Annotated in this window: 19 protein-coding genes, 6 pseudogenes and 1 riboswitch; of the genes and pseudogenes, 24 read left to right on the top strand and 1 reads right to left on the bottom strand. The window is 64.5% G+C overall.

The features are described from left to right. Position 1: 1 nt before the first annotated feature. The 12 genes and pseudogenes from Q427_RS00420 to Q427_RS00365 all read left to right on the top strand — a co-directional run bounded on the left by Q427_RS00420 (position 2) and on the right by Q427_RS00365 (position 12,049). A complete protein-coding gene (locus Q427_RS00420; protein ID WP_051495999.1) occupies positions 2–895 on the top strand; it encodes a carbohydrate ABC transporter permease in 894 nt (297 codons plus the stop codon). Positions 896–911: 16 nt separating this feature from the next. Beyond that, on the top strand, positions 912–1,184 hold the full coding sequence (locus Q427_RS00415) for a DUF2160 domain-containing protein (RefSeq protein WP_043510150.1): 273 nt from the start codon (positions 912–914) through the stop codon (positions 1,182–1,184). 62 nt (positions 1,185–1,246) lie between these two features. Continuing rightward, positions 1,247–2,986: an ABC transporter substrate-binding protein gene (locus Q427_RS00410; protein ID WP_043510149.1), complete on the top strand. Its 1,740-nt coding sequence runs from the start codon at positions 1,247–1,249 to the stop codon at positions 2,984–2,986. Between the two features lie 199 nt (positions 2,987–3,185). Then, a pseudogene (locus tag Q427_RS00405) lies at positions 3,186–4,825 on the top strand (glycerol-3-phosphate dehydrogenase/oxidase). A 108-nt stretch (positions 4,826–4,933) separates the two neighbouring features. Further along, positions 4,934–5,803, top strand: a complete 870-nt coding sequence (locus Q427_RS00400) for a carboxylate/amino acid/amine transporter (RefSeq protein WP_043510148.1) — start codon at positions 4,934–4,936, stop codon at positions 5,801–5,803. A gap of 59 nt (positions 5,804–5,862) precedes the next feature. Continuing rightward, on the top strand, positions 5,863–6,744 hold the full coding sequence (locus Q427_RS00395) for an NAD(+) kinase (RefSeq protein ID WP_043510166.1): 882 nt from the start codon (positions 5,863–5,865) through the stop codon (positions 6,742–6,744). A 19-nt stretch (positions 6,745–6,763) separates the two neighbouring features. Further along, positions 6,764–7,750 (top strand): metallophosphoesterase, encoded by a 987-nt coding sequence (locus Q427_RS00390; RefSeq protein WP_043510165.1) that lies wholly within the window; start codon positions 6,764–6,766, stop codon positions 7,748–7,750. 263 nt (positions 7,751–8,013) lie between these two features. Beyond that, positions 8,014–8,859, top strand: a complete 846-nt coding sequence (locus tag Q427_RS00385) for a rhomboid family intramembrane serine protease (RefSeq protein WP_043510146.1) — start codon at positions 8,014–8,016, stop codon at positions 8,857–8,859. A 33-nt stretch (positions 8,860–8,892) separates the two neighbouring features. Further along, on the top strand, positions 8,893–9,177 hold the full coding sequence (locus Q427_RS00380; RefSeq protein WP_043510143.1) for a YeaC family protein: 285 nt from the start codon (positions 8,893–8,895) through the stop codon (positions 9,175–9,177). Positions 9,178–9,446: 269 nt separating this feature from the next. Beyond that, positions 9,447–10,244 carry a DUF2797 domain-containing protein gene (locus Q427_RS00375; RefSeq protein ID WP_081785754.1) on the top strand — a complete coding sequence of 266 codons (798 nt, stop codon included), beginning with the start codon at positions 9,447–9,449 and terminating at the stop codon, positions 10,242–10,244. Between the two features lie 72 nt (positions 10,245–10,316). Beyond that, positions 10,317–11,003 (top strand): glutathione S-transferase family protein, encoded by a 687-nt coding sequence (locus Q427_RS00370; RefSeq protein ID WP_043510140.1) that lies wholly within the window; start codon positions 10,317–10,319, stop codon positions 11,001–11,003. A gap of 35 nt (positions 11,004–11,038) precedes the next feature. Continuing rightward, complete coding sequence (locus Q427_RS00365) at positions 11,039–12,049, top strand: zinc-dependent alcohol dehydrogenase family protein (RefSeq protein ID WP_231613287.1); 1,011 nt, start codon at positions 11,039–11,041, stop codon at positions 12,047–12,049. A 32-nt stretch (positions 12,050–12,081) separates the two neighbouring features. Here Q427_RS00365 and Q427_RS00360 read toward each other — a convergent pair. Further along, a pseudogene (locus tag Q427_RS00360) lies at positions 12,082–13,154 on the bottom strand (PA0069 family radical SAM protein). 197 nt (positions 13,155–13,351) lie between these two features. Here Q427_RS00360 and Q427_RS32970 point away from each other — a divergent pair. The 12 genes and pseudogenes from Q427_RS32970 to Q427_RS00310 form a co-directional block, all read left to right on the top strand. Beyond that, positions 13,352–14,224, top strand: coding sequence for a cation transporter (locus Q427_RS32970; protein ID WP_231613286.1), 873 nt, complete (start codon positions 13,352–13,354; stop codon positions 14,222–14,224). After that, positions 14,112–14,381, top strand: a pseudogene (locus tag Q427_RS32965) (P-type ATPase); the annotation flags it as partial. The gene Q427_RS32970 and the pseudogene Q427_RS32965, both read left to right, overlap by 113 nt. A gap of 85 nt (positions 14,382–14,466) precedes the next feature. Then, the gene (locus Q427_RS32960; protein WP_231613285.1) at positions 14,467–15,615 is read left to right on the top strand and encodes a heavy metal translocating P-type ATPase; all 1,149 of its coding nucleotides are present in this window, start codon (positions 14,467–14,469) and stop codon (positions 15,613–15,615) included. Positions 15,616–15,685: 70 nt separating this feature from the next. Further along, positions 15,686–16,760 (top strand): annotated as a pseudogene (cobT, locus tag Q427_RS00350) (nicotinate-nucleotide--dimethylbenzimidazole phosphoribosyltransferase). After that, complete coding sequence (gene cbiB / locus Q427_RS00345; protein ID WP_043510139.1) at positions 16,757–17,737, top strand: adenosylcobinamide-phosphate synthase CbiB; 981 nt, start codon at positions 16,757–16,759, stop codon at positions 17,735–17,737. Before cobT ends, cbiB begins: the two are co-directional and overlap by 4 nt. Then, on the top strand, positions 17,734–18,834 hold the full coding sequence (gene cobD, locus Q427_RS00340; protein ID WP_043510137.1) for a threonine-phosphate decarboxylase CobD: 1,101 nt from the start codon (positions 17,734–17,736) through the stop codon (positions 18,832–18,834). Before cbiB ends, cobD begins: the two co-directional genes overlap by 4 nt. Then, the gene (locus Q427_RS00335; protein ID WP_043510135.1) at positions 18,831–19,376 is read left to right on the top strand and encodes a bifunctional adenosylcobinamide kinase/adenosylcobinamide-phosphate guanylyltransferase; all 546 of its coding nucleotides are present in this window, start codon (positions 18,831–18,833) and stop codon (positions 19,374–19,376) included. Before cobD ends, Q427_RS00335 begins: the two co-directional genes overlap by 4 nt. Before the next feature lie 10 nt (positions 19,377–19,386). After that, positions 19,387–20,171 (top strand): annotated as a pseudogene (gene cobS, locus Q427_RS00330) (adenosylcobinamide-GDP ribazoletransferase). Positions 20,172–20,191: 20 nt separating this feature from the next. Further along, entirely contained in the window at positions 20,192–20,833 is a 642-nt protein-coding gene (locus tag Q427_RS00325) for a histidine phosphatase family protein (protein WP_043510133.1), read from the top strand. Beyond that, entirely contained in the window at positions 20,785–21,252 is a 468-nt protein-coding gene (locus tag Q427_RS00320) for a bifunctional adenosylcobinamide kinase/adenosylcobinamide-phosphate guanylyltransferase (RefSeq protein ID WP_043510132.1), read from the top strand. The genes Q427_RS00325 and Q427_RS00320 overlap by 49 nt, the downstream gene beginning before the upstream one ends. 27 nt (positions 21,253–21,279) lie before the next feature. After that, a riboswitch (cobalamin riboswitch) is annotated at positions 21,280–21,522 on the top strand. Positions 21,523–21,729: 207 nt separating this feature from the next. After that, a pseudogene (locus tag Q427_RS00315) lies at positions 21,730–23,576 on the top strand (TonB-dependent receptor domain-containing protein). After that, positions 23,557–24,121: ABC transporter substrate-binding protein (locus Q427_RS00310; RefSeq protein ID WP_231613284.1), on the top strand; the 565-nt coding region annotated here is incomplete at its 3' end. The pseudogene Q427_RS00315 and the gene Q427_RS00310, both read left to right, overlap by 20 nt.

The raw sequence follows: 24,121 nt of genomic DNA, 5'->3' as shown, positions 1-24,121 counted from the left end.
CATGACCAGCTCCGTACCAACCACGCCTGAAACCGTTCGCCAACAGGCCGCCGAGAGTGCTGCAAAGCGTCGCAAGCTGGCACGCAGGACAACCACTCGTTGGCGTCGCCGCACGTTGCTCGGGCTCTACCTTCTCTTCGTGCTACTACCGATCTACTGGCTGCTCAACCTGTCGTTCCAGACCAACAGCGAGATTCTCGGGAGTTTCTCGTTCTGGCCCCACAATTTCACCCTGGGCAACTACATCGGCATCTTCACCGACTCGAACTGGTACATGGGTTATGTCAACTCGCTGGCCTATGTGCTGATGAACATGCTGATCAGCATCTCGGTGGCGCTTCCCGCTGCCTACGCTTTCAGCCGGTTCAAGTTCATTGGTGACAAGCACCTGTTCTTCTGGCTGCTGACTAACCTGATGGCGCCGCCGGCAGTATTTCTGTTGCCCTATTTCCAGCTTTACTACTCGGTGGGCTTGTTCGATACCCATATCGCCGTGGCACTGGCTCACTGCCTGTTTAACATTCCGCTTGCAGTATGGATCCTTGAGGGGTTCATGAGCAGTGTACCCAAGGAAGTCGACGAGACTGCCTACATCGATGGCTACAGCTTCCCCCGCTTCTTTGTCACGATATTTATCCCCATGATCCGCTCAGGTATCGGTGTGACCCTGTTCTTTCTGTTCATGTTTTCGTGGGTCGAGCTGTTGCTCTCCCGCACGCTGACTGCCACCAATGCTCAGCCAATCGCTTCGATCATGACGCGTACTTCGACGGCATCGGGTATCGACTGGGGAACCCTGGCAGCGGCCGGTGTGTTGACCATCATTCCGGGCATCGTGGTGGTTTACTTCGTGCGCAACCATATTGCCAAGGGCTTTGCCCTGGGCCGGACCTGAAAGGGAGGAAACCACGATGGAATGGATGGTCTGGACACTACCCACGGCAATCTTCTTCTCCGTCATAGCCGCGATACTGCTCGGTATGACGGCCTGGGAGCTGGCCTCGCCCACGGTAGAGCGGCGTGGCTTCCTGCCGATCGCCACCACTCGCGGCGACCGACTTTTCATAGGCCTGCTTTCCGCGGCTTATATTCATCTGGCTGTGGTTGGCTTTACTAATATTTCGATTTGGTTTGCTCTGGCGGCTTCCATTCTATGGTTGCTGGTGCTGATGCGCTGGGGCTGAATCAAGGTGGCAAGGATGACTAATTACGTTATGGAAGACGACAACAAGCAAACGAGGTCCACATGAAAAACAACAGGATAAAACTGACGGTGCTGGCAGGTAGCCTGATGCTTGCATCCGCTAGTCTGTACGCCGACTCCCACGATGCCAGAGCCATCGCCGAGCGCCTGGTCGATGAGCACTTCCAGAACTCGACCCTGTCCCGGGAGGAGCAGATCGAGGAGCTGCTGTGGTTTGCCAAGGCCGCAGAGCCGTTCCGCGGCATGGAGATCAATACCGTTGCGGAGGGCCTGACCACCCACGTTTATGAGCGCGATGTCCTGGCGGAAGCCTTTACGGAATTGACCGGTATAGAGGTAACTCACAACATCATTGGAGAAGGTGATCTCGTCGATAATATGCAGACCCAGATGCAGACGGGTCGCAACATTTATGACGGTTTCATCAACGACTCCGATGCCATCGGCACACACATTCGTTACGGGACCACCATCAATCTTTCAGAAGCGATGGAAAACGAGTGGGCAGACTTCACACTGCCGACCCTGGACCTGGACGACTTCATCGGCATCCAGTACACCACCGGACCGGATGGCAGCATCTATCAGCTGCCGGCTCAGCAGTTCGCTAACCTCTACTGGTTCCGCTATGACTGGTTCCAGCGCGAGGATCTCCAGGAACAGTTCCGTGATATCTATGGCTATGACCTGGGCGTTCCCACCAACTGGACGGCCTACGAGAACATCGCCGAATTCTTCACCGAGCACGTCGGTGAGATCGATGGCGTTCGAGTCTACGGCCACATGGACTATGGACGCCGCGACCCATCACTCGGCTGGCGCTTCCACGACTCCTGGCTCTCCATGGCTGGCATGGGCAGCCCGGGCGTACCTTTTGGCAATCCGGTGGACGACTGGGGCATCCGCGTCGATGAGGAGAGCCGTCCGGTGGGGTCCAGCGTGACCCGTGGCGGCGGTACCAATGCGCCTGCCTCGGTATTCGCCATGCAGAAGGCTGTGGATTGGCTCCGCGACTACGCGCCGCCTGAGGCCCAGGGCATGACCTTTGGCGAGGCTGGGCCAGTGCCGGCCCAGGGCAACATCGCCCAGCAGATCTTCTGGTACACGGCCTTTACTGCCGACATGACCGACCCCAGCGTGGCGGTCACCGATGACGAAGGCAATCCCAAGTGGCGCATGGCGCCGTCCCCGGTGGGTCCGTATTGGGAAGAGGGCATGAAGGTCGGCTATCAGGATGTGGGTTCCTGGACCTTCTTCGATTCCACTCCTGAGGACCGTCGTACTGCGGCCTGGCTGTTCGGTCAGTTCACCACCGCCAAGACTGTCTCCCTGGAGAAGCTGATGGCTGGCCTGACGCCGATTCGGGAGTCGGATATCTTCTCCGAGCAGATGACCGAAATGGCACCGAAGCTGGGTGGCCTCGTCGAGTTCTATCGTAGCCCCAACGAGTCCAACTGGACCCCGACCGGTACCAACGTGCCCGACTATCCGCGCATGGCACCGCTCTGGTGGCAGAACCTGGCGCCGGTGATCAGTGGTGAGATCACGCCGCAGGAGGGTCTCGACAACCTGGCCAATGCCATGGACAACATCATGGCACGCCTGGCGCGGGCCAATGTGTTCGAGTCCTATCCGCCGATGCTCAATGAGGAGCGTGATCCGGAGTACTGGCTGTCGCAGCCGGGCGCACCAAAGGCCAGGCTCGACAACGAGATGCCTCAGGGCACCACCGTTCCCTATGACCAGATGATGGAAGAGTGGATGGCCGCCGGTACACGCTGAGAGGTTTCGTCGGGCTGTGGTGCCTGACCGAGACCACATTCGTCGGCGCGGCAGGCAGTAACCGGCCTGCCACGCCCAAGCCCGATACCTGGTGATCGTGTTTCCGGTAGCCTGACCGGGTCAACTCCTGCCCCGTTCGGCGCTCGCCGAGCGGGGTATTTTTTCCGAATAAGGTCCGTTATTCCAGATAGGTCCTCACATGCAATTGCGCAGCAGCAATATCGACAAGTTAGATGGGGAAATCTTTGATGTCCTCATCGTGGGTGGTGGCATCAACGGTGCAGCCGCTGCCGCGGCACTGGCAGGAAAAGGAGCCAGGGTGGCACTGGTCGAGCGTGGCGATTTCGCTGGCAGTACCAGCATGCACTCTTCCAACCTGGTGTGGGGGGGCATCAAGTACATGGAGAGCCGGGACTTTGCCCTGGTTCGCAAGCTTTGCAAGAGTCGCAATCACCTGATCAAGAGCTATCCCTCGACGGTGCAGGAGATTCGCTTCTTGACCACCATTTCAAGGGGGTTCCGTTATCACCCACGCTACCTCTGGGCCGGTAGCTGGCTCTACTGGCTGATCGGCAACGGCTTTACACGCATTCCTCGTTTTCTGGCCCCCTCGGCGATCAAACGGAACGAAGCGATTGTTGACGTTGGAGAGGCTATCGGTGGCTTCGAGTATTCGGATGCCTATCTCCACGACAACGACGCCCGTTTCGTCTTCAATTTCGTACGCGGGGCGCTAAATTACGGTTGCGTGGCGGTCAATTACGTGGAATCTCTGGGTGGCAGGCGTGAGAACGACCTGTGGGTCACTCAGTTGCGCGACGTGATGGACGGCAGAACACTGGAGGTGCGCTCTCGGGTACTGATCAACGCGGCAGGGCCCTGGGTGGATAAGCACAACGCCCTTACGGGACAGCAGACCGATTACCATCACGTCTACTCCAAGGGCATTCACCTGATCGTGCCGAGACTGACTGACAGCCAGCGTGTGCTGGCATTTTTCGCCGACGACGGTCGTCTCTTCTTTGTCATTCCCATGGGGCCGAGGACCTGTATCGGCACCACCGATACCCGCGTCGAGAAGCCGGAGGTCGGTGTTACCGAGGACGATGTTCGCTTCGTCCTTGAAAACATCAATAAACGTCTCTCATTGGACAAGCCCCTGACCACCAAGGACATCATTTCCACCCGGTGTGGCGTTCGTCCCTTGGCCGTGCAGGCCAGTGGCGGTGGCGAGCGCGATTTTCTCCAGCTGTCACGCAAGCACGCCATCGACATCAATGGCGATGATGCCCACTTGAGCATTTTCGGCGGCAAGCTTACCGATTGTCTCAACGTTGGTGACGAGGTGGTCGATGCCGTACGCAACATGGGGGTAACAATACCTCACCCGAACCATCGCTGGTATGGCGAGCCGCCGGAAGAGGTGCGACAGGAGTTCATGCACCAGGCTGCCTTGATGGGGCTCGATAGCATGACGGCTGCGGAGGCTTCGGAGCCATTATCGACCCGCCTGTGGCGTCGTTATGGAACCCATGCCCTGGAGATGCTGGAAGACATTCGGGAGGATCCGCTCCAGGCCGAGGTGTTGATAGAGGGGACCGAATACCTTCGCTGCGAATTGAGGTATGCACAGCGTCGAGAGATGGTTACCCGGCTGGAGGACTTCCTGCGGCGACGCTCCAAGATTGCCCTTGTCGTCCACGAGGCGGCGATACGTGACTCACCCGGCTGAGAGAGGCCTGTGCCATTCTGTTCGGAGACCAGGCCGACGCCCGGTACGAAGAGTACTTTTCCACCAGTCGCAACGAAGAGGCCGTCCTGCCGGCAACGGGAAAGTGAAGCGCTCGGGTGGACTAGGCCGGGGCAGCAACGAAGTGACCGGCGAATTGAAGCCAGGGCAGTTGTGCGTATAATCGCTGTCAACTATCGCGCTCGATGGAGTTTACCGTGGGCTATTTGATTGGCGTGACCGCCCTATGGGCCTTCTCGTTCTCACTGATCGGCGTCTACCTGGCCGGCCAGGTGGACAGCTACTTCGCGGTGCTGGTGCGGGTTGCCCTGGCGGCACTGGTGTTCCTGCCTTTCCTGCGGCCATCGCTTCTGCAAGGGCGACAGCGACTTATGCTGATGGCGCTGGGAGCCGTGCAGCTAGGCCTGATGTATATCTTCTTCTACCAGTCATTCCTGTTGCTGACAGTGCCGGAAGTCCTGCTCTTCACCATTTTCACCCCCCTCTATGTCACGCTGCTGGACGATGCGCTGTTTGGCCGTTTCACGCCTTTCTACCTGCTCACGGCTGCCCTTGCCGTGTTGGGTGCGGCGGTCATCCGCTACCAGGGGCTCGATAGCGGGTTCTGGCTCGGGTTCCTGGTGGTCCAGGGTGCCAATCTCTGCTTCGCCCTCGGCCAGGTGGGTTATCGCCGTCTCTCAGCGACCCTGCCGGCATCCTTGCCGCGGCATAGCGTCTTCGCCTGGTTCTACCTCGGCGCGTTGATCGTCGCCCTGCCGGCCTTTGCCCTGCTGGGCAATGCCGGTGCGATGCCCACCACGAGCCTCCAGTGGGGCGTGCTCGCCTGGCTTGGCCTGGTAGCATCCGGCGTCGGCTACTTTCTGTGGAACCTGGGGGCAACCCGCGTGGATGCCGGCGCCCTGGCGATCATGAATAACGCCTTGATCCCTGCAGGACTGCTGGTCAACCTGGTGATCTGGAATCGTGAGGCCGACCTGTTGCGCCTGGGAGTCGGCGGGGCGATTATCGTCGGCTCGCTGTTTCTCAACGAGTGGTGGCTGCGCCGCCGGGTGGCGGTTGCGGCTTGAGTTTGCCCGGTCTGCTGCCAGCCTCCATAATGGCCGGCCGTGATCCGAGAGGCCAGGGCATGCAAACCTTCAAGAACATCGGTCTGATCGGTCGCCTGGGTAGCACCAAGGTGGTCGACACCCTCAGGCGCCTGATGCACTTTCTCGACGAGCGGGACTACCATGTGATCATCGAGGATCGCACGGCTACCGTGCTGCTCGACCATGGGCATCCGGAAGCCAGCCGCCGAACCCTCGGTGAACTTTGCGACCTGGTCATCGTGGTGGGTGGCGATGGCAGCCTGCTGGGTGCTGCCCGGACGCTTTGTCATAGCGGCACCCTGGTGCTGGGTGTCAACCGCGGTCGCCTGGGGTTTCTCACCGATATCTCGCCGGACGAGCTCGAGGAGCGCGTCGGGCAGGTGCTGGCCGGGCAGTACGAGGTCGAAGAGCGGTTCCTGCTCGACGCGGAACTCTATCGCGATGGCACCCAGGTCGGCAGCGGCGATGCGCTCAATGAAGTGGTACTGCATCCGGGCAAGGCGGTGCGAATGATCGAGTTCGAGTTGTTCATCGACGACCAGTTCGTCTACAGCCAGCGCAGTGATGGCCTGATCATTGCCACGCCGACCGGGTCCACCGCTTATGCTCTTTCAGGGGGTGGCTCGATCATGCATCCCAAGCTGGACGTGATCGAACTGGTGCCGATGTTTCCCCATACCCTATCCAGCCGGCCCATCGTGATCGATGCCGCCAGCGAGATCCGCGTGCATATTGGCGAGACGAATCAGACCTATCCGCATATCAGCTGCGATGGCCAGACCCGTGCGGTTGCCAAGCCTGACGATGTCCTGGTCGTGAAGCGCAAGCCGCAGCGGGTTCACCTGGTGCATCCCCCGGGCCACAATTTCTACGAGGTCCTGCGCAGCAAGCTGGGCTGGAGCAATCGGCTGGGGGACTGACGTGACGAGAGAGGCGGCAATCGAAGGCTACGATCTCATCGGTGACGTTCACGGCTGCGGTGCCACCCTGGGTGCCCTGCTGGAGAAGCTCGGCTACCATCAGCGCGGCGGTGTCTATCGCCATCCGCGGCGCCGAGTGATCTTCCTGGGTGACCTGATCGACCGCGGCCCCCGTATCCGCCTGGCGGTGAGTATTGCCCGGCGCATGGTGGAAGAGGGCGAGGCGCATATTGTCATGGGAAACCATGAGTACAATGCCCTGGCCTACTGCCATCGCGCGCCTCGCCGGCTGGGCCGGGAGTGGCTGCGCGAGCACTCCCCGCGACACAATCGCATCATCAAGGAGACCCTGGACCAGTACCGCGACCACCCCTCCGAGTGGGAGGAGGCCTTGGCCTGGTTCCTCGACATTCCGCTATTCCTGGAGCTGCCCGGCCTGCGGGTGGTTCATGCCTGCTGGGATCAGACCCTGATCGACTCCCTGCGTCAGTCGCACCCGACTGGCCGGATCGACGAAGCCTTCCTGGAGGAGTCGGTGACACCGGGAACCCGGGCGTTCCGGATACTGGATCGGTTGACTCGCGGTACGCATGTGCCGCTGCCGGAAGGTGTCGAGATTCATTCAGGGGACGGCTTTACCCGGCGTAGCTTTCGCGCTCACTTCTGGGCGCGTGAGCCACGCACCTGGGGCGACGTCATATTCCAACCCGACAATCTGCCGGGGGAGCTGGAATCGCGCACTCTGACCGAAGAAGAGCGGGCTCGGCTGAGTTACTACGGCCGGGAGGAGCGGCCGTTGTTCATCGGCCACTACTGGTGCGAGGGTATACCGGCCCTGCCGACGGCCAATATCGCCTGCCTCGACTACAGCGCGGTAAAGTTCGGTCGGCTGGTCGCCTACCGCTGGAGCGGGGAAGCGCGGCTCGACGCCAACCATTTCGTCTGGGTTCGGGTGCCTCAGGAGGAGGCGGCGAGGCCCAGGCCGTGGGAGATCGATTTCGACTGAGCGGCGCTGTTCCGGCAGCTGGTAATGTTATTACAAAGAATAACAACATTTTCTGCCGTACCCCTGAACTTCCTGCCGTCAAGCCCATCAGAGTAAGTGTTCCCTTGAATGATCCCTTGCTCTTATCCGGCGGCCCCCTCCGCCGGATTTTTTCTTTGCGTGGGCACGATTCTTCCGTGCAAGGCATCGTTTCCAGCGCAAACCATTGTGGCGGGCGCCTTTGCGAAGCAGAATTGAACCAGTAATGACTTCAGGGAGTGTTCATGTACCGCATCATGCTGTTTCCCCATGATGCCGAGATCGGAGAGCTGCGCCGAGCGCTTTGGGCCCACCGGATCGGTCACCGCTTCACCGAGGAAGAGGAGGGGCAGGTACTGTGGCTGGCCAATCCGGATCAGCATGACGCCATGATGCAGCTGCTGTCGCGCTGGCAGCGGGGCGAGCGGCTCGTGACCGAACGGCGTCGAAAGGCGTCGGGTGGCAACTCGCTGGCGGTGCCATTCCGCCAGGCGCCAGTCACGGCCACTGCATTGGCGCTCTCCCTGCTGGTATTCGCGCTCATGGGTGTGATGGGCGACATCGTCGTTGCCGCACTGACCATCGTGCCCGTGGGCATCGTCAACGGTAGTGTCGTGTTCGGCAGCCTGGGCGATGCCATGGCATCCGGACAGGTATGGCGGCTCCTGTCTCCGGCCTTTCTGCACTTCGGCTGGATGCATCTGATATTCAACATGCTCTGGCTGTGGTACTTCGGACGTCAGGTCGAGGCCCTGCAGGGACCTCGGCGCATGCTGCTGATCCTGCTGGTGGCCGGCATCGGCGCCAACCTGGCCCAGTACGCAACGGGTACGGTGCTCTTCGGCGGCATGTCCGGGGTCGACTTCGCCCTGCTGGGTTATGTCTGGTTGATGTCCCGGCGCGCGCCGCAGAGCGGCTTCTTCGTGCCCCAGATGCTGGTGGTCTTCATGCTGGGCTGGATGGTCTTCACCATGACCGATGCCGCCTCGGCCGTGGGTTTCGGCAATGTGGCCAACGAGGCGCATCTTGGCGGCCTGGTCGTGGGGTTGGCGCTGGGCTGGTATTATTCCGGGCGTGCTCGCCGCCCTTGAGCTCCCGCCGCTATTTCTAAAGAGACTGACTCCATGAGCGACATGACCTTCGAACGCATGATCCAGCAGATGACCCCGGCCATCTACGAGAGCCTCAAGCAGGCGGTATCACTGCGCAAATGGCCGGATGGTCGGATGCTGACCAGTGAGCAGACCGAGCTCTGCCTCGAGGCGGTGATGCGCTACGAGGTGGAGAACAACGTGCCCGAGGCGCAGCGGGTCGGCTATCTGGAGCAGCGCACCTGCGGTAGCGCCAGCTCCGGCGCCGATGTTCCGCCCGAGCTGGCTGGATTAGCCCGGGATGCCACCCGTGACTGAGGAAATACGGCATAAATGGCTGCGCGGGCGAATCGCTTCGTTGCGCGCTGCTCGACATCCTCACCTAGTACCGCATAGGCTCCGGTGGACTCGAAACCTGCGGTTTCTCACCCTGCGGGGCCATCCTTCGGATGTTTGTCGCTGCGCTCGGTTCTGCGCTGCGTGCGCCTTGCTCTTCATCCCGCTCGCCAATCTATGCCGCACTTCCTATGAACATTATTGAAAAGACAGAAATCAATCCCGCCGTCATTCAGGGATGCCTGAGCAAGATGGCTGTCGCCACTGGCGAGCAGGGTGAGCCCGTGCGCTACACCCTGCGCGCTGGGGAGCACCGTCTCGATCTCAATGTGCGTCTGGGCAAGCCTCTGCGGCTGACCTGGACGGGGGCTATCGCCTGCACCCATTGCGGCCGTGCGACCAAGAAGAGCTTCGCCCAGGGCCACTGCTATCCCTGCTTCAAGAAGCTGGCCCAGTGCGATACCTGCATCATGAAGCCGGAGCTCTGCCACTACTTCGAGGGCACCTGCCGCGAACCGGAGTGGGGTGAGCGCCACTGCTTCCAGCCCCATGTGGTCTACCTGGCCAACTCCTCCGGACTCAAGGTCGGCATCACACGGGGGACCCAGGTGCCGACGCGCTGGCTCGACCAGGGCGCGATCCAGGCCCTGCCCATCCTGCAGGTCGATACCCGCCAGCAGTCGGGTTTCGTCGAGATGCTGTTCAAGGAGGAGGTGGCCGATCGCACCAACTGGCGTGCCATGCTCAAGGGCGAGGTCGAGCCAATGGACCTGTGTGCCGAACGGGACCGGCTGCTGGCGCGCCTGGAGGGCGGGCTCGCCAACCTGCATGAGCGCTTCGGCGCCGACGCGATCCGGGTGCTCGAAGCCTCGCCGATGGCGTTCGACTACCCGGTGCTGGAATTTCCCCGCAAGATCGTCTCCCACAACTTCGACAAGAACCCCGTCGTGGCCGGCACCCTGCTGGGCCTGAAGGGGCAGTACCTGATCCTCGACAGTGGCGTGATCAATCTGCGCAAGTTCACCGGCTACGAGGTGGCGGTCGCCTGAGGAGGCGGTGTCGCGCAGTGAAGCGGCAAGAGGCTATGCTTGTGCGTGCACATTAACCGCCCAGGAAAGGTCATGTACCGACTGCATATCGCCAACAAGAACTACTCTTCATGGTCGCTGCGCCCCTGGGTGCTGATGCGCCAGCTCGAGATCCCCTTCGAGGAGTGCCTGACACCCTTTGACCCGGGCACCAGCTGGGCCTCATTTCGTACCTTTTCGCCATCGGGCCTGGTGCCCTGCCTGGAAGATGGCGCCCGCCCGGTCTGGGACTCGCTGGCAATCATCGAGTACCTGGCGGAGCGCCATGCCGGTGTCTGGCCTGCCGACGACGAAGCACGGGCCTGGGCCCGCTGCGCCAGCAGCGAAATGCACGCCGGTTTCTCCGCCCTGCGTGGCCAGTGTTCCATGAACTGCGGGGTGCGGGTGCGATTGCAGGAGGTGTCGCCGGGGCTGTCCCGCGATCTGGCCCGGCTCGACGAACTCTGGCAGCAGGGGTTCGAGCGTTTTGGTGGGCCCTTCCTGGCGGGGAAAGTCTTCACGGCGGTGGATGCCTTCTTCGCCCCGGTGGCGTTTCGCGTACAGACCTTCGGTCTCGAGCTGAGCGAGCCCTCGTTGGCCTATGCCGAGCGTCTGCTGGCACTGCCGGTCATGCAGCAGTGGTACACCGAGGCACTGGCCGAGCCCTGGCGCGAAGCGGACCATGAAGCTGAGCTGCACAGGAGCGGCACCGTGCTGGAGGATCGCCGCCAGGTGCATTGAGCAGCCAAGGCAGAGACAAGACGAGGCCCCATACGATGGCGGACAAGATGCGTGCGATGCGCCTGCAGGCCCCCGGCCAACCGCTGGTGCTGGAGTGGATTCCCCGGCCCGAGCCTGGGCCGGGGGAGGTGCAACTGCGGGTGCTGGCCTGCGGCGTCTGCCGTACCGACCTTCACGTGGTGGATGGCGAGCTTGACGATCCGGCCCTGCCGCTGGTTCCCGGGCATGAGATCGTCGGCATCGTGACGGCGGTGGGCGAGGGTGTTCAGGCTCCGGCGGTGGGCAGCTATATCGGCGTGCCCTGGCTGGGCTGGACCTGTGGAAGCTGCGATCACTGTATGGCAGGGCGTGAGAACCTTTGCGCGAGCGCCCTGTTCACCGGCTATACCCTGGATGGCGGCTATGCCGAATTCTGCGTGGCCGATGCTCGCTACTGCTTTTCCCTGCCGGGCACCCAGACCCCGGGCGATGCCCAGGCGGCAGCCCCGCTGCTGTGTGCCGGCCTGATCGGTTACCGGACCTGGCGCTTGGCAGGCGGCGAGACCCCGCGGCGACTGGGTATCTATGGCTTCGGCGCCGCGGCGCATATTCTGGCCCAGCTCGCGGTGGCCAAGGGGCAGTCCGTCTACGCCTTCACCCGCAAGGGCGATACCACCGCCCAGGCATTCGCCCGCCGGTTGGGCGCCGTGTGGGCAGGAGGAAGCGACGAAGCGCCCCCCGAACCACTGGACGCTGCGTTGCTGTTCGCCCCGGTTGGCGAGCTCATACCCATCGCGCTTTCCCACGTCCGGCCTGGGGGGGCGGTGGTGTCGGGTGGTATCCACATGTCCGATATTCCGCGCTTTCCCTACCGACTGCTGTGGCAGGAGCGTAGCGTCAGCTCGGTGGCAAACCTGACCCGCCGAGATGGCGATGAATTCCTGCCGCTGGCTGCACGGTTGCCGATACACACCGAAACTCGTGCCTATCCCCTGGAAGAAGCGAACCAGGCACTGGCCGACCTGCGCGAAGGGCGATTGACCGGTGCAGCGGTACTGATGCCCTGACCGTGAGTTCCCCGGTAGATGTTCCAGTGGCCTCATTCGAACAGGTCGCCCTGGTCGCGGGGCGGTCGAAAGGCCGTGACATCCAGCCGCTGCGCCGAGCGTACGGCCGGTTCATTGAACCCCAGTCGTCGACAGGCCTGGCTGAAGCGCTGGGCCAGCAAGTCGGCAAACACCCCTTGGCCACGCATGCGCTTGCCGTGGCGGGCGTCATAGGTCATGCCGCCGCGACACTGACGCATCAGGCTCATCACCTTGCCGGCCTCTCGGGGTAGTGGGCATGCAGCCACTCCTCGAACAGCGGTGCGACCTCGTGGGGCAGTCGCAGCAGTGTCCACCCGGCACAGTCGGCGCCGGCGTTGCGGGCCGCCTCGAGCAGTCGCTCCATTTCGTGGTCGGTCAGCCCGGGAATCACCGGTGCGATCAGGGTCCCAACCGGTACTCCGGCCTGGGCGAGATTCTCGATGATTCGCAACCGGGCGGTGGGGGAGGCGGTTCGCGGCTCCAGGGTGCGCTTGAGATCACGGTCGAGGCTTGTCAGGCTGATCATGACGCGAACCAGGTTCCGTTCGGCCAGCGCGCTCAGCAGGTCGAGATCGCGCAGGATCAGGGCGCTCTTGGTCACGATCGACACCGGGTGGCGGCACTCGATCAGCAATTCGAGCAGCCGGAGCGTCGTACCGCGCTCGGCTTCCAGCGGCTGATAGCAGTCGGTATTGCCGGAAAGGGTGATCGGGCGGCAGACATAACCGGGGTGGCACAGCTCCTCGCGCAGGCGTTCCACCAGACCGCTGCGGGCGATCAGGCGGGTCTCGAAGTCGAGCCCGGGCGAGAGGTCCCAATAGGCATGGCTGGGCCGGGCATAGCAGTAGATGCAGCCATGCTCACATCCCCGATAGGGGTTGAGTGAGCGGTCGAAGGGCAGGTCCGGCGAGCGGTTCCATGACAGGGCGCTGCGGGCCGTTTCGTCGCGCACCAGGGTTGCCAGGCGCTGGGGCGTAGCGTCTTGCCACCAACCATCGTCCACTGCTTCGCGTTGCGTGAGGGCGAAGCGGTTGCCCGGGTTGAAAGTGGCGCCACGCCCCTTGAGTGGTGGAGTCTGTGCCATATTGACACCTCGGATGCTGTATATATGCACAGTATAGTTGAGGCGTCATGAATCACAAGCTCTGTCACTGCTGACGTACGGGTTGGTCCGTGGGTGGTCGTTCAGCTAGTTTGAAAAGCGAGCGGCCCCTTGCGGTCGCCGCGATGCCCTACGCCAAAAGCAAGGGCTTCCAATCGCTGCAAGGATGCCGTATGTCCATGAATTCAGACGCCGAAGAGCTGGCGTCTAACGAAGCGCTCTTTTCGGTACAGGGGCTCTGGTGCACCAGCTGTGCCCTGGCGGTGGAGGCGCAGCTGGAGCGCCTGCCCGGCGTCACGTCCGCCAGCCTGCACTATCCCAGCGCCACCCTGCTGGTGTGCGGGCACCCCGAGGCCCTCGACGAGAGCGTCCTGGCGAGGGCGGTACGTCGCATCGGCTATCGACTGGGGCCACCGGAGGCGGCCGGCGATGCCGAGGCACGCCTCGAGGAGGAGAGTCGCTACCTTATCCTGCGTCTGCTGATCGCGGCCTCCTTCGGCATGTGGACGATGCTCGCGTCACTGCTGATCTATGCGGGAGCGCTACCCCATTCCGGACTGGAACAGGTCCTGGCCTGGGTGTCGGGGGCCTTTGCCCTGCCGGTGGTGGCCTATGCCGGGCTGCCCTTCTATCGGGCCKCCTGGCGGACACTGCGCGCCAGCAGGCCGGGATGGATGCGCTGGTCTCCCTGGGTGCCCTGGGGGCCGTGGGAGTCTCTCTGTGGCTGCTCTCTCGAGGCTCGGGGGAGGTCTACTTCGACACGGCGGTCATGCTTATCCTGCTGCTTTTGGCGGGGCGGCTGGTCGAGACCCTCTGTCGTCATCGCGGCCTGCGTGCACTGCAGGCCCTGCATACGCCCCCGGGTGACGTTCGCCGGCGCAGCGTGGGCGCTGGGAGGACTGCCCGGTGGAGGCGGTAGCGCAGGGCGATTGCCTGCGAGTGGAGGAGGGCGAGGTGCTGCCCCTGGATGGGGTGCTCAGGGGGGGCGAGGCATTGCTCGACCTTGCGCCGCTCACCGGGGAGAGTGCGCCGCGCCGCTGCCTGCCCGGTGACGCGGTGGCGGCGGGCTGTCGCAACCTGGGGGAGCCACTGGTACTGGAGGTGACGGCCCTCGCCGGTGAGTGCCGACTGGACAAGCTGCGTGAGCAGATGTGGTGGCAGCAGGCGCGCAAGGGGGAGCTGCAGCGTCTGGCCGACCGCTTCGCCGCCTGGCTAAGTCCGCTGGCAGTCGGGCTCGCCCTGTTCACCTGGGGCATGACTCTACTGGCGGGGGTGGCCGGGGGAGGAGGCCCTGGTGCGGGCGCTGTCGGTGCTGGTGGTGGCCTGCCCCTGCGCCGTGGGTCTGGCCGTGCCCCTGGCCGGGCTGGCCGGCAGTGGCCAGGCGCTGGGGCGGGGCGTGGTCTTTCGCGACCCGAGTACCTTCGAGAACCTGGCGGGCATCCGGGCCGCGGCCTTCGACAAGACCGGCACCCTGACGCCCGGGGAGCCGAGGGTGCTTGGCATCAGCGTGGCGCCCGATGTTGCGAGGGCAACGCTGCTGTCACTCGCGGCCAAGGCGGTCCAAGCCAGCGAGCACCCATTGGCAAGGGCGCTGCGACGCCGCCTGCGCGACGAAGGCGTGGTGGAGGCGGAGGGCGTCACCCGGGCGGAAGAGCTGGCCGGGCGCGGGCGTCGGGTTCGGCTCGATGATGGCCGAGAGCTGCTGCTGGGCAGTCGCGGGTGGCTGGCGGAGCAGGGCATTTTCGCCCCGGAGAGCGACGAGGAGGCAAGCAGCGAGATCCTGCTGGCTTGCGATGGCCGCTGGCTGGGTGGCTTCACCCTGGGGGAGGAGCCGCTACCCGGCACCGGCGAGACGCTGGCAGGGCTACACGAAGCCGGCCTGGCCCTGGCTCTGATCAGCGGCGATCGGCGGGGTGCCGTCGAGAGCCTTGGCAGGGCCGTGGGCCTGGTGCCAGAGGAGTGCTATCCGGAGCGGAGCCCCGAAGCCAAGGCAAGGCTCATCAGCGCGCTGCCCCAGTCCTCGCTCTACGTGGGTGATGGCATCAATGACGTGCTGGGCCTGGCCACCGCGACGGTGGGGGTGGCGCCTTTGGGCGCGAGTTCGGCGGCACGGGAGGGGGCCGGCGTGGTGTTGATGCGCCCGGGCATCGAGGGTGTCGCCTCGGCATGGTGGCTGGCCCGCCGGACCCGGCGGGTGATGCGCCAGAACCTGGTGCTTTCGGGGCTCTACAATACCTTGGCACTGGGCCTGGCGGTGAGCATGGCGATTCCCCCCTTGGTTGCCGTGCTGGCCATGGTGGCGAGTTCGCTGAGCGTCATGGCCAATTCCGCTCGGCTGGCGTGGCAAGACGGCCCAGAGCCGGCCGCGGAGCAGGACAAGGCAGGAGAGCCGTTGCGCCCAGAGGGTGGCGAGCTCGCGATAGAGACGAAGCGAGTCTCCTGAGCGGCATGCGCATAATGCCGGGCCCTTGCTAAGATGGTGCCCCTCTCCATGCCCAGCCAGGATGCAACGCATGCTCACCGATACCCTCGCTCGACTTCAGCCCACCGACAGGGCCATTGCCGGTCGCGTCTCCGATCACGTCGATCAGCTGACCAAGCCGCCGGGCAGCCTCGGCCGGCTGGAGTCGCTGGCGATCACCCTCGCCACCATCACGGGCGATGAGCTGCCGCGCGTCACCCCACCCGGCGTGCTGGTATTCGCCGCCGACCATGGTGTCGCCGCCGAAGGCGTCTCGGCCTTCCCTCAGGCGGTTACCGCTCAGATGGTGGGCAATTTCGTTGCCGGCGGGGCGGCCATCAATGTCTTTGCCCGTCAGATCGGTGCCCGGCTCGAGGTCATCGACGTGGGCGTGGTCAGCGAACTTTCCAGGGATAGCGCCGCGCGTGGCGGAGAGAGCGGACTGGTACACGACAAGGTGCGCCGAGGCACCGCCAACTTCGCCGAGCAGGATGCCATGCAGCGGTCCGAGGCGGTGCAGGCGATCGAGGTGGGCATCCGCGCGGCCGAACGAGCCGTTGCCGCCGGCTGTCGCTGCCTGATCGTGGGGGAGATGGGCATCGCCAACACCACCGCGAGCAGCGCCATGCTGGCCGTGCTGACCGGTGAGCCGGTTGACGGCCTGACCGGGCAGGGAACTGGCATTCCCGAGAGCCGGCTGGCCCACAAGCGAGCCGTCATCGAGCGCGCCATCGCTGCCAGGGCGCCGGATCCCGAGGACCCGCTGGATATCCTGGCCAAGCTGGGGGGCTCGAGATCGCCGCCATGGCCGGTGCCTACCTGGGCGGGGCGTCGCGGCGTGTCCCTTTGCTGGTGGATGGCTTCATCGCCACCGTGGCGGCGTTGCTGGCCTGCCGTATCGAGCCGAAGGTGCGCGACTATCTTATCTTTGGCCACCGTTCCCGGGAGCCGGGGCACGCGCATGCCTCATGGCACTGGGCGGTGAGCCGCTGCTGGAGCTGGAGCTGCGTCTCGGTGAAGGCTCCGGTGCGGCACTCGCGTTCCCGCTGCTGGAATCGGCAACCCGCATGCTGGCCGACATGGCCACCTTCGCCTCTGCCGGCGTGGCGGGCAGCCAAGAGACATGACGGCGGAGCCGCTCTCGCTGACGCTGCTCGCCTTGGTGGCGGTGGCGATCGTGCTAGACCTGCTGATCGGAGATCCTCGCGGCCTGCCGCATCCGGTGGTGGGCATGGGCCGGATGATCGCTTGGCTGGAGCGAGCCTGGAACCGAGGTTCATCGCGGGCTCGCCAATGCAAGGGAGCCATCATGACCCTTCTCGTGGTCATGGGCGTCTATCTCCTGGCCTGGGGCTTGCTGACGGGGCTGGCATGGCTGCATCCTCTGCTGTCGCTGGTCGCGGAGATCGGGCTGCTGGCCTCCACCCTGGCCATCAAGGGGCTGCAGGATGCCGCGAGGGAAGTGGCTCGCCCCCTGGCGTCCGGCGACCTGCCGGCGGCGCGCCTTGCCCTGGGGAGGATCGTCGGGCGCGATACGGCAATGCTCGACGAGGGCGAGATCACCCGGGGGGCGGTGGAGACGGTGGCCGAGAACAGCGTCGATGGCGTCACCGCCCCGCTGTTCTGGGCCCTGCTCGGCGGCGCCCCCCTGGCCTTGGCTTACAAGGCGGTCAATACGTTGGACTCCATGGTCGGCTATCGCAACGAACGCTACGGTGACTTCGGCTGGGCATCGGCCCGACTCGACGATGCGGCCAACTGGGTGCCGGCACGGCTCACCGCCCTGGCGATGTGGCTGGCGGCCTTCACGCTGCCCGGCGCAGGAACCCGTGGCGCCCTGGCGGCCACCTGGCGCGAGGCACCACGTCATGCCAGCCCCAACAGCGGCTGGCCGGAGGCGATGATGGCCAACCTGATGGGGGTCCAGGTGGGTGGTACCAACCACTATGCCGGGGTCGCCTCGCACCGTGCCACGCTGGGCCGGCCACTCGAGGTGCTGGAGGTTCGCCATATCTCATTGTCCATCCGCCATCTGCACGGCACCTGGTTGCTCTTCATCGTGCTGATGGCACTCACGATAGCAGTGAAGGAGGGGCTGTCATGAAGCCGCAGGGTGCCTGGCCGAGCCACGGCGGACAGGGGGCTGCCCTGCTGGAGCGCTTCGGCCTGCCGACGACCCAGCCATTGCTCGATTTCAGCACCAATCTCAATCCGCTGGGTCCGCCCGGCTGGCTGGCTGATGCCATTGCCGGTGCCATGGCGGGACTATCCCGCTATCCCGACCCTGACTACCGGGCTGCCCGCGAGGCGATCGCCGGTCACGAAGGCGTGGATCCGAATCAGGTACTGCTGACCAACGGCGGGGCCGAGGCGATCTTCCTGGCCGCCGGGCTGCATGCCCGTGGCCGGGCGGTCATCGTCGAGCCCAGCTTCTCGGAGTATGCCCGGGCCTGTGCGGCCCATGGCCTCGCCGTCACACGCCTGTCACTGGCAGCGCCGACCTTCGACCTGGACCCGGCCAGGCTCGCCTCGCCGCTCCGCCGGGCCGACGTGCTGTTTCTCTGCCGGCCCAACAACCCCACCGGAACCCTGCTGCCTCGGCCTGCCATGGAGAGTCTGCTCGACGCGGCGCAACGGCAGGGGGTCACGGTGGTGGTGGACGAGGCCTTCATCGACTTCGTCGATGAACCTGGAGCTGCGCTGACCTCGCTGCTGCCCCGGTTCGACAACCTGGTCCTGCTGCGCTCCCTGACCAAGCTCTACACCCTGCCGGGGCTGAGGCTGGGGTATCTGTTGGCAGACGCGGAGACGGTCCGTCGGCTCCAGGCAGGCCAGCCACCCTGGAGCGTGAACCATCTGTCAGCCGCACTGGTGGCGCCTCTGCTGGCGGATGGCGACTTTCTGGATCGCACTCACACCTGGCTGCGTGAAGAGCGCCCACGCCTGCAGGCGGGCCTGGTGTCGCTGGGCCTTGAAGTGGTGCCGAGCCGGGTCAATTTCTTTCTGGTGCGCCAGGGCAGCGGTCCGTCAGCGGGCAATGCATTGCTTGGGCGATTGCTGCAGGCCGGCATCCTGGCTCGGCATACGCACAATTTTTCCGGCCTCGACGGGAGCTGGCTGCGCCTGGCACTGCGCGGGTCCGCCGACAATGATCGTCTGCTGGGGGCACTGTCGCCAGTGGCGGCGAGGGGGCAGTCATGATCGCCTTCGTCAGTGGCGGTGCCCGCTCGGGCAAGAGCTCAGTGGCCGAGAGCTTGAGCCTCGACTGGCAGCAGCGGCTTGGTGGCTCACGCATCTACCTTGCCACCGCCACGGCCTCGGACAGCGAGATGGCGGCCCGCATCGAGCGTCATCGACGCGATCGAGGCAGCGGCTGGGTTACCCTGGAGGCTCCGCTGGCCCTGGGAAAGGCACTCACACCGGTGCCGGCCGAGGCTACCGTGCTGCTCGACTGCCTGACGCTCTGGGCCAGCCGGGCGCTCTATGAAGCCGGCTTCGACGAAGAAGCGGGATGCGCAGAACTGACGGAACTGCTGCTCGAGGCCAGGAAGCGAGAGATCGCTATGGTGGTGGTATCCAACGACCTCAACGAAGACCTGCCACCCCGGGACGCAGAGACCTGGCGATACCTGGCATTCCTGCAGCGGCTGCACCGCCAGCTGGCCACGGAGGCGGATCGCGTGGTCGAGGTGGTGGCAGGCATGGCCATCGAATGGAAATGTGGCGAGGCGCTGAGGCAATGAAGGCGAGACTATGGGGCCCATGAAAGAGGCCGGCTATGGCCTGCTGCTGGCAATCCAGTTCCTGACCCGGCTGCCGGTGCCGGTCACTTGCCCCTGGACGCCGGCCACCAGCCGCTGGGCGCTGCGCTGCTACCCGCTTGTCGGGTTGCTGCTTGGGGCGATCCTTTCCAGCCTCGGGGCTCTGCTGCAGGGTGTTTTGCCCACCCCAATGCTGGCGCTGGTGCTGCTCAGCCTGTGGGTGGGGCTCTCCGGCGGGCTGCACCTGGACGGCCTGATGGACGTGGCCGACGCCCTGGGCAGCAATGCGCCGCTGGAGCGCCGCTGGGCGATCATGAAGGACCCCCAGGTGGGCAGCTTCGGTATCCTGGCGCTGGTCTTCCTGCTCGCCTGGAAGGTGACTCTGCTCTGGGGCTTGCTGGAAGCCGAAGTGAGTCTGGTCGTGCTGGTGGTGGTGCCAGCCCTCGGGCGCCTGGGGGGTGTGGCGCTGCTGCTGTTGGCTCCCAGCGCTCGGAACGAGGGCCTGGCCTGGGCCTGGCGACAGCACCTGCAACGCCGCGACCTGGCACTGTCGCTGCTGCCCCTGGCGGCAGCATTCTGGTTGCTGCCGGGCGGGTTATTCGTGATGAGCGGCCTGGCTGTGGTGCTGCTGGGCTGTCTCTCGCTCTTCCTGCTGGGCTATGGCTGGCTCATGAGCGCGCCTTCGGCGGGGTCAATGGCGATATCGTCGGGGCCGCCATCGAGGCAGCGGAGCTATGGCTGCTGCTGATTGTCTGGGTCTGGTGGGTGTCGGGCTGACTGCCGGGAAAGGAGGAAGGATGATGGAGTCGACAACGCTGGAACTGGTGATCGTCCGCCATGGGCTGACCGACTGGAACCGCGAACAGCGTTACCAGGGCCAGCGCGACATCCCGCTGCTGTTGCCCGATGCCCTCGATGCCATGAATCAGCTGCGGGACCAGCTGGCCGATGAGCGATTCGAGGCGGTGTATTGCAGTGACCTGACCCGCTGTCGCCAGACCCTGGCGCATGTGTGGGATGCCGGCGAGGTGCCCTTTGAGCCCCGCTTCGACGCCCGGCTGCGTGAGCTCGACTTCGGTGACTATGAAGGCATGCGTTACGCGGACCTCAAGGATGAGCCGCTCTACCGGGCCTGGATCGAAAGCCGTGGTGAGCAGGCACCGCCCGGCGGAGAATCCACGGCACAGCTGCGTTACCGGCTTGGCGCCTGGTTGACGGAGCTGTTCCTGGCCGCCGAGGCCGAAGGGCACCGCCGGATACTGACCGTGACCCACGGCGGGGTGATCCGCGAACTGCGCCGTCGCTTCGAGGCCATCGACTTCTGGGACGGCAGCGTCAGCCAGGCCCAGGGGCGTCGGCTGACCTTTACCCATCGGCAGGGAGGCTGGTCATGCAGCTCTTCATCGGCGGTGCCTGCGCCGGCAAGCGTGAGGCCGTAGTCCGTCATTTCCCCGCGGCTTGCTGGCAGCGTATCGGCCCCCGGGCGAACCCGGTCGATTGGCTGGCGGCACTCGAGCCGGGAGGGGGGCTGGCGCCGGGAGGCGTGCTGGTCGTGACGGGCTGGACGGCCTGGCTGGAGGCGGCGCTGGATCGGGAAACCGATGATGATCGGCTACGGCAAGAACTGGCCGCCGCCGTGGCGATGATCCTTGAAGCCGAGCATGATCTCGAGCTGACCATGATACTGATTCTTGCAGAAATGGGCCGCGGGATCGTGCCCATGGCGCATCGGGATAGGCGCCTGCGCGATCTCGCCGGCTGGCTGGCCCAGGACGTAGCGTCCCGGGCGGAGCAGGTGTGGTATGTGCGCCACGGACTCGTCCAACCACTGCGCCAGGTCAAACCTCCGGGTGTTTGACATTGACGCCCCCCGGAGCGGTTGTTAGCTTACGTCCACCTCTCAGGTGCCTCATTGCTTTATCCGAGGTTAATCGGGAAGTCGGTGATCGCTCCGCTCTTCATGATGAACGGAGAACAATCCGACGCTGCCCCCGCAACGGTGATCGAGTCTGGGTCCATCATTGCGCCACTGTGCCCTGGCATGGGAAGGCGATGGTCCCGAAGCTGGCCTGTGCAACATGCCGCTTCGCTCGTAAGCCCGGAGACCGGCCTGAGAGTCCAGGAAACGCCGTTGTATCGACGGGCGGATTGACGCGTATCACTGCGCTTCGTCCATTCAGACATTGTTGCGGCGTTTCCCTTATGCCGGGTTGCGGTGGGCGACCAGGGGCAGGGCAGGCATCGGCTTTCACGTTTTCCCTCTCCGCGTCCCTTCACGTCGCCCCGGCTTCATAGAGAAGACCGTGCGGGTAGGCACGGCGAGCAAGGGAATACCATGAAAACCAGAACCAACGCCTCTCTTGGCCTGGCTGCATTCAGCCTGGCCGCACTGCCGCTGGCCGTTCAGGCCCAGGCCACCGACACCGCCGAAACTGTAGCCCTTAATCCGATGGTGGTCACCGCCACACTGGCACCGCGTACCGCCGACGAGACCCTTTCGTCGGTTACCGTCCTCGATGAAGCGACGCTGCGCCGGCAGGACCCCACCAGCATGACCGATATGCTTCGCGGCCAGCCGGGGGTGGATGTCACCTCGAATGGCAGCTTCGGCAAGAACAGCAGCGTCTATCTGCGCGGTACCGGCAACGAGTCGACGGCACTGATGATCGACGGCATCCGGCTGCGCTCCGCCACCGCAGGTGGCGCGGCCTGGCACTACCTCGAGCCACGGATGTTCGAGCGTGCCGAGATCGTCCGCGGTCCCCGTGGCAGCCTCTACGGCGCCGATGCCGTGGGCGGCGTGGTTCAGCTATTCACCCATGAGGCCGAAGAGGGCGGACCGCACCCGCGTATCTCCGCGGGCGGCGGCTCGTTCAATACCCAGCGCTACAGTGCAGGGCTCTCCGGCAGCAGCGGCGGAACTCGCTACAGCTTCGCCGGCAGCCACTTCTCCACCGACGGCACGCCGGTTCGCCGCGACGGCGAGGACAAGGGCTACGACAATACCTCGGCTCTGGCCCGCATTGCCCATGAATTCGACGGTGGCGCCGAGGTCGGCATGCTGGCCCTGCGGGCGCGGGGCAGCAACGAATACGATGGCGGTGAGATGGATTTCGTCCAGCAAGTTGCCGGCGTTTACGGCGAGCTTCCGGTGACTGAAAACTGGCGTAGCGCCTGACGCTGAGTGAATCCCGGGATGAGCTGGACAATCATGCACAAGCCACCCAGTGGGAGCCGGCAGGGACATCCGTCCTCGACACCCGTACCCAGACAGCTCGCTGGCAGAACACCCTGAATTTCGGACTGCACGAGCTGGTGGCCGGTGCCGAGTACAGCGAGGACAAGGTGTCTGGCACCACGGATTTCGACGTCGACAGTCGCGACAATGTGGCGGTCTTCGCCCAGGGTCTGCTCGACTTTTCGCCGTTTGCCGTGCAGGCAGGCCTGCGTTATGACGACAACGAGGCCTATGGCGATGAAGTCACCGGTAGCCTGGCGCTGGGCTACGACCTGGACGGCTCTCATACCCTTAGGGCCAGTTACGGTACCGCTTTTCGCGCACCGACCTTCAATGATCTGTATTGGCCCAACTCGGGCAATCCCGAACTCGACCCGGAAACATCTGAAACCGTTGAGGTGGGCGTGCGCGGGCAGTATCAGCGCTGGTACTGGGATCTTGCAGCCTACCAGACTGACCTGGATGACATGATTGCCTGGGCGCCCACCGAGAGCGGCCTGTGGGCGCCCCAGAATATTGCCGAGGCACGTATTCGCGGCATCGAGCTGTCGGGGGGGGCGGAGATTGACGACTGGACGCTGGCGGCTGCGCTGGGCTGGATCGATCCGGAAAATCGTAGTGGGATCAATGCGGGCAATCGCATCCAGCGCCGGGCCAGCCAGAGTGCCCGGTTCGATGTGGACCGGGAGCTGGGCGCATGGTCCCTGGGCGGTTCCTGGGTCCTTCAAGGCCATCGCTACAACGATGCGGCCAACGAAAATCGCATCGATGGTTTCGGGCTGGTCAATCTGCGCGCCGGCTGGCAGTTCGCACCGCTGTGGTCGGCTCGCCTGACCGTCGATAATGCCTTGGATAAAGAGTATGCGACGGCAAGATTTGTCGATGGTGATGATTACCTCAACGCCGGCCGCGCGGCCTTCGTCAGTGTTCACTTTGGCCAGTAGCGGCCGGTTCGGCGGGGTCCTTGGCCCCGCTGCGCTCTTCGGTGCTTCGCTCGCCGCGGCCCTGCTGGGCCCAACCCAGGCACATGCCGAGGCGTTGTGCGCCGTCGATGACCGCGATCGCAAGGTGTGCCTCGAGCAGCCGGCCGAGCGTATCGCCGCGCTGTCCCCCGGGGCCACCGAGCTGGTCTACGCCGCCGGCGCGGGGGAAAAGGTGGTGGCGGTGGTGGCCTACAGCGACTACCCGCCCGAGGCGAAGGCGGTGCAGTCGGTGGGCAGCCACACCCGCATGGACCTGGAGACCCTCGTCTCCCTCCGACCGGACCTGGTGATCGGCTGGGTAACCGGCAATCCGGCCGAGCAGCTCGAGACCATCGAAGCGCTGGACATGCCGGTGTTCTATATCGAGCCTCGCAATGTCGAAGGCGTTTCCAGTGCCGTCGAGCGGCTGGCGATATTGGCCGATACCCGGGAGGCAGGCGACCATGCCGCCGGGGCGTTTCGCGACGGCATGGCGGAGCTCGCCGGGCGCTATGCCGATGCGGAGC

The sequence above is a fragment of the Halomonas sp. BC04 genome, from assembly GCF_000568385.1.
This window is presented reverse-complemented; position numbering and strand designations above follow the sequence as displayed.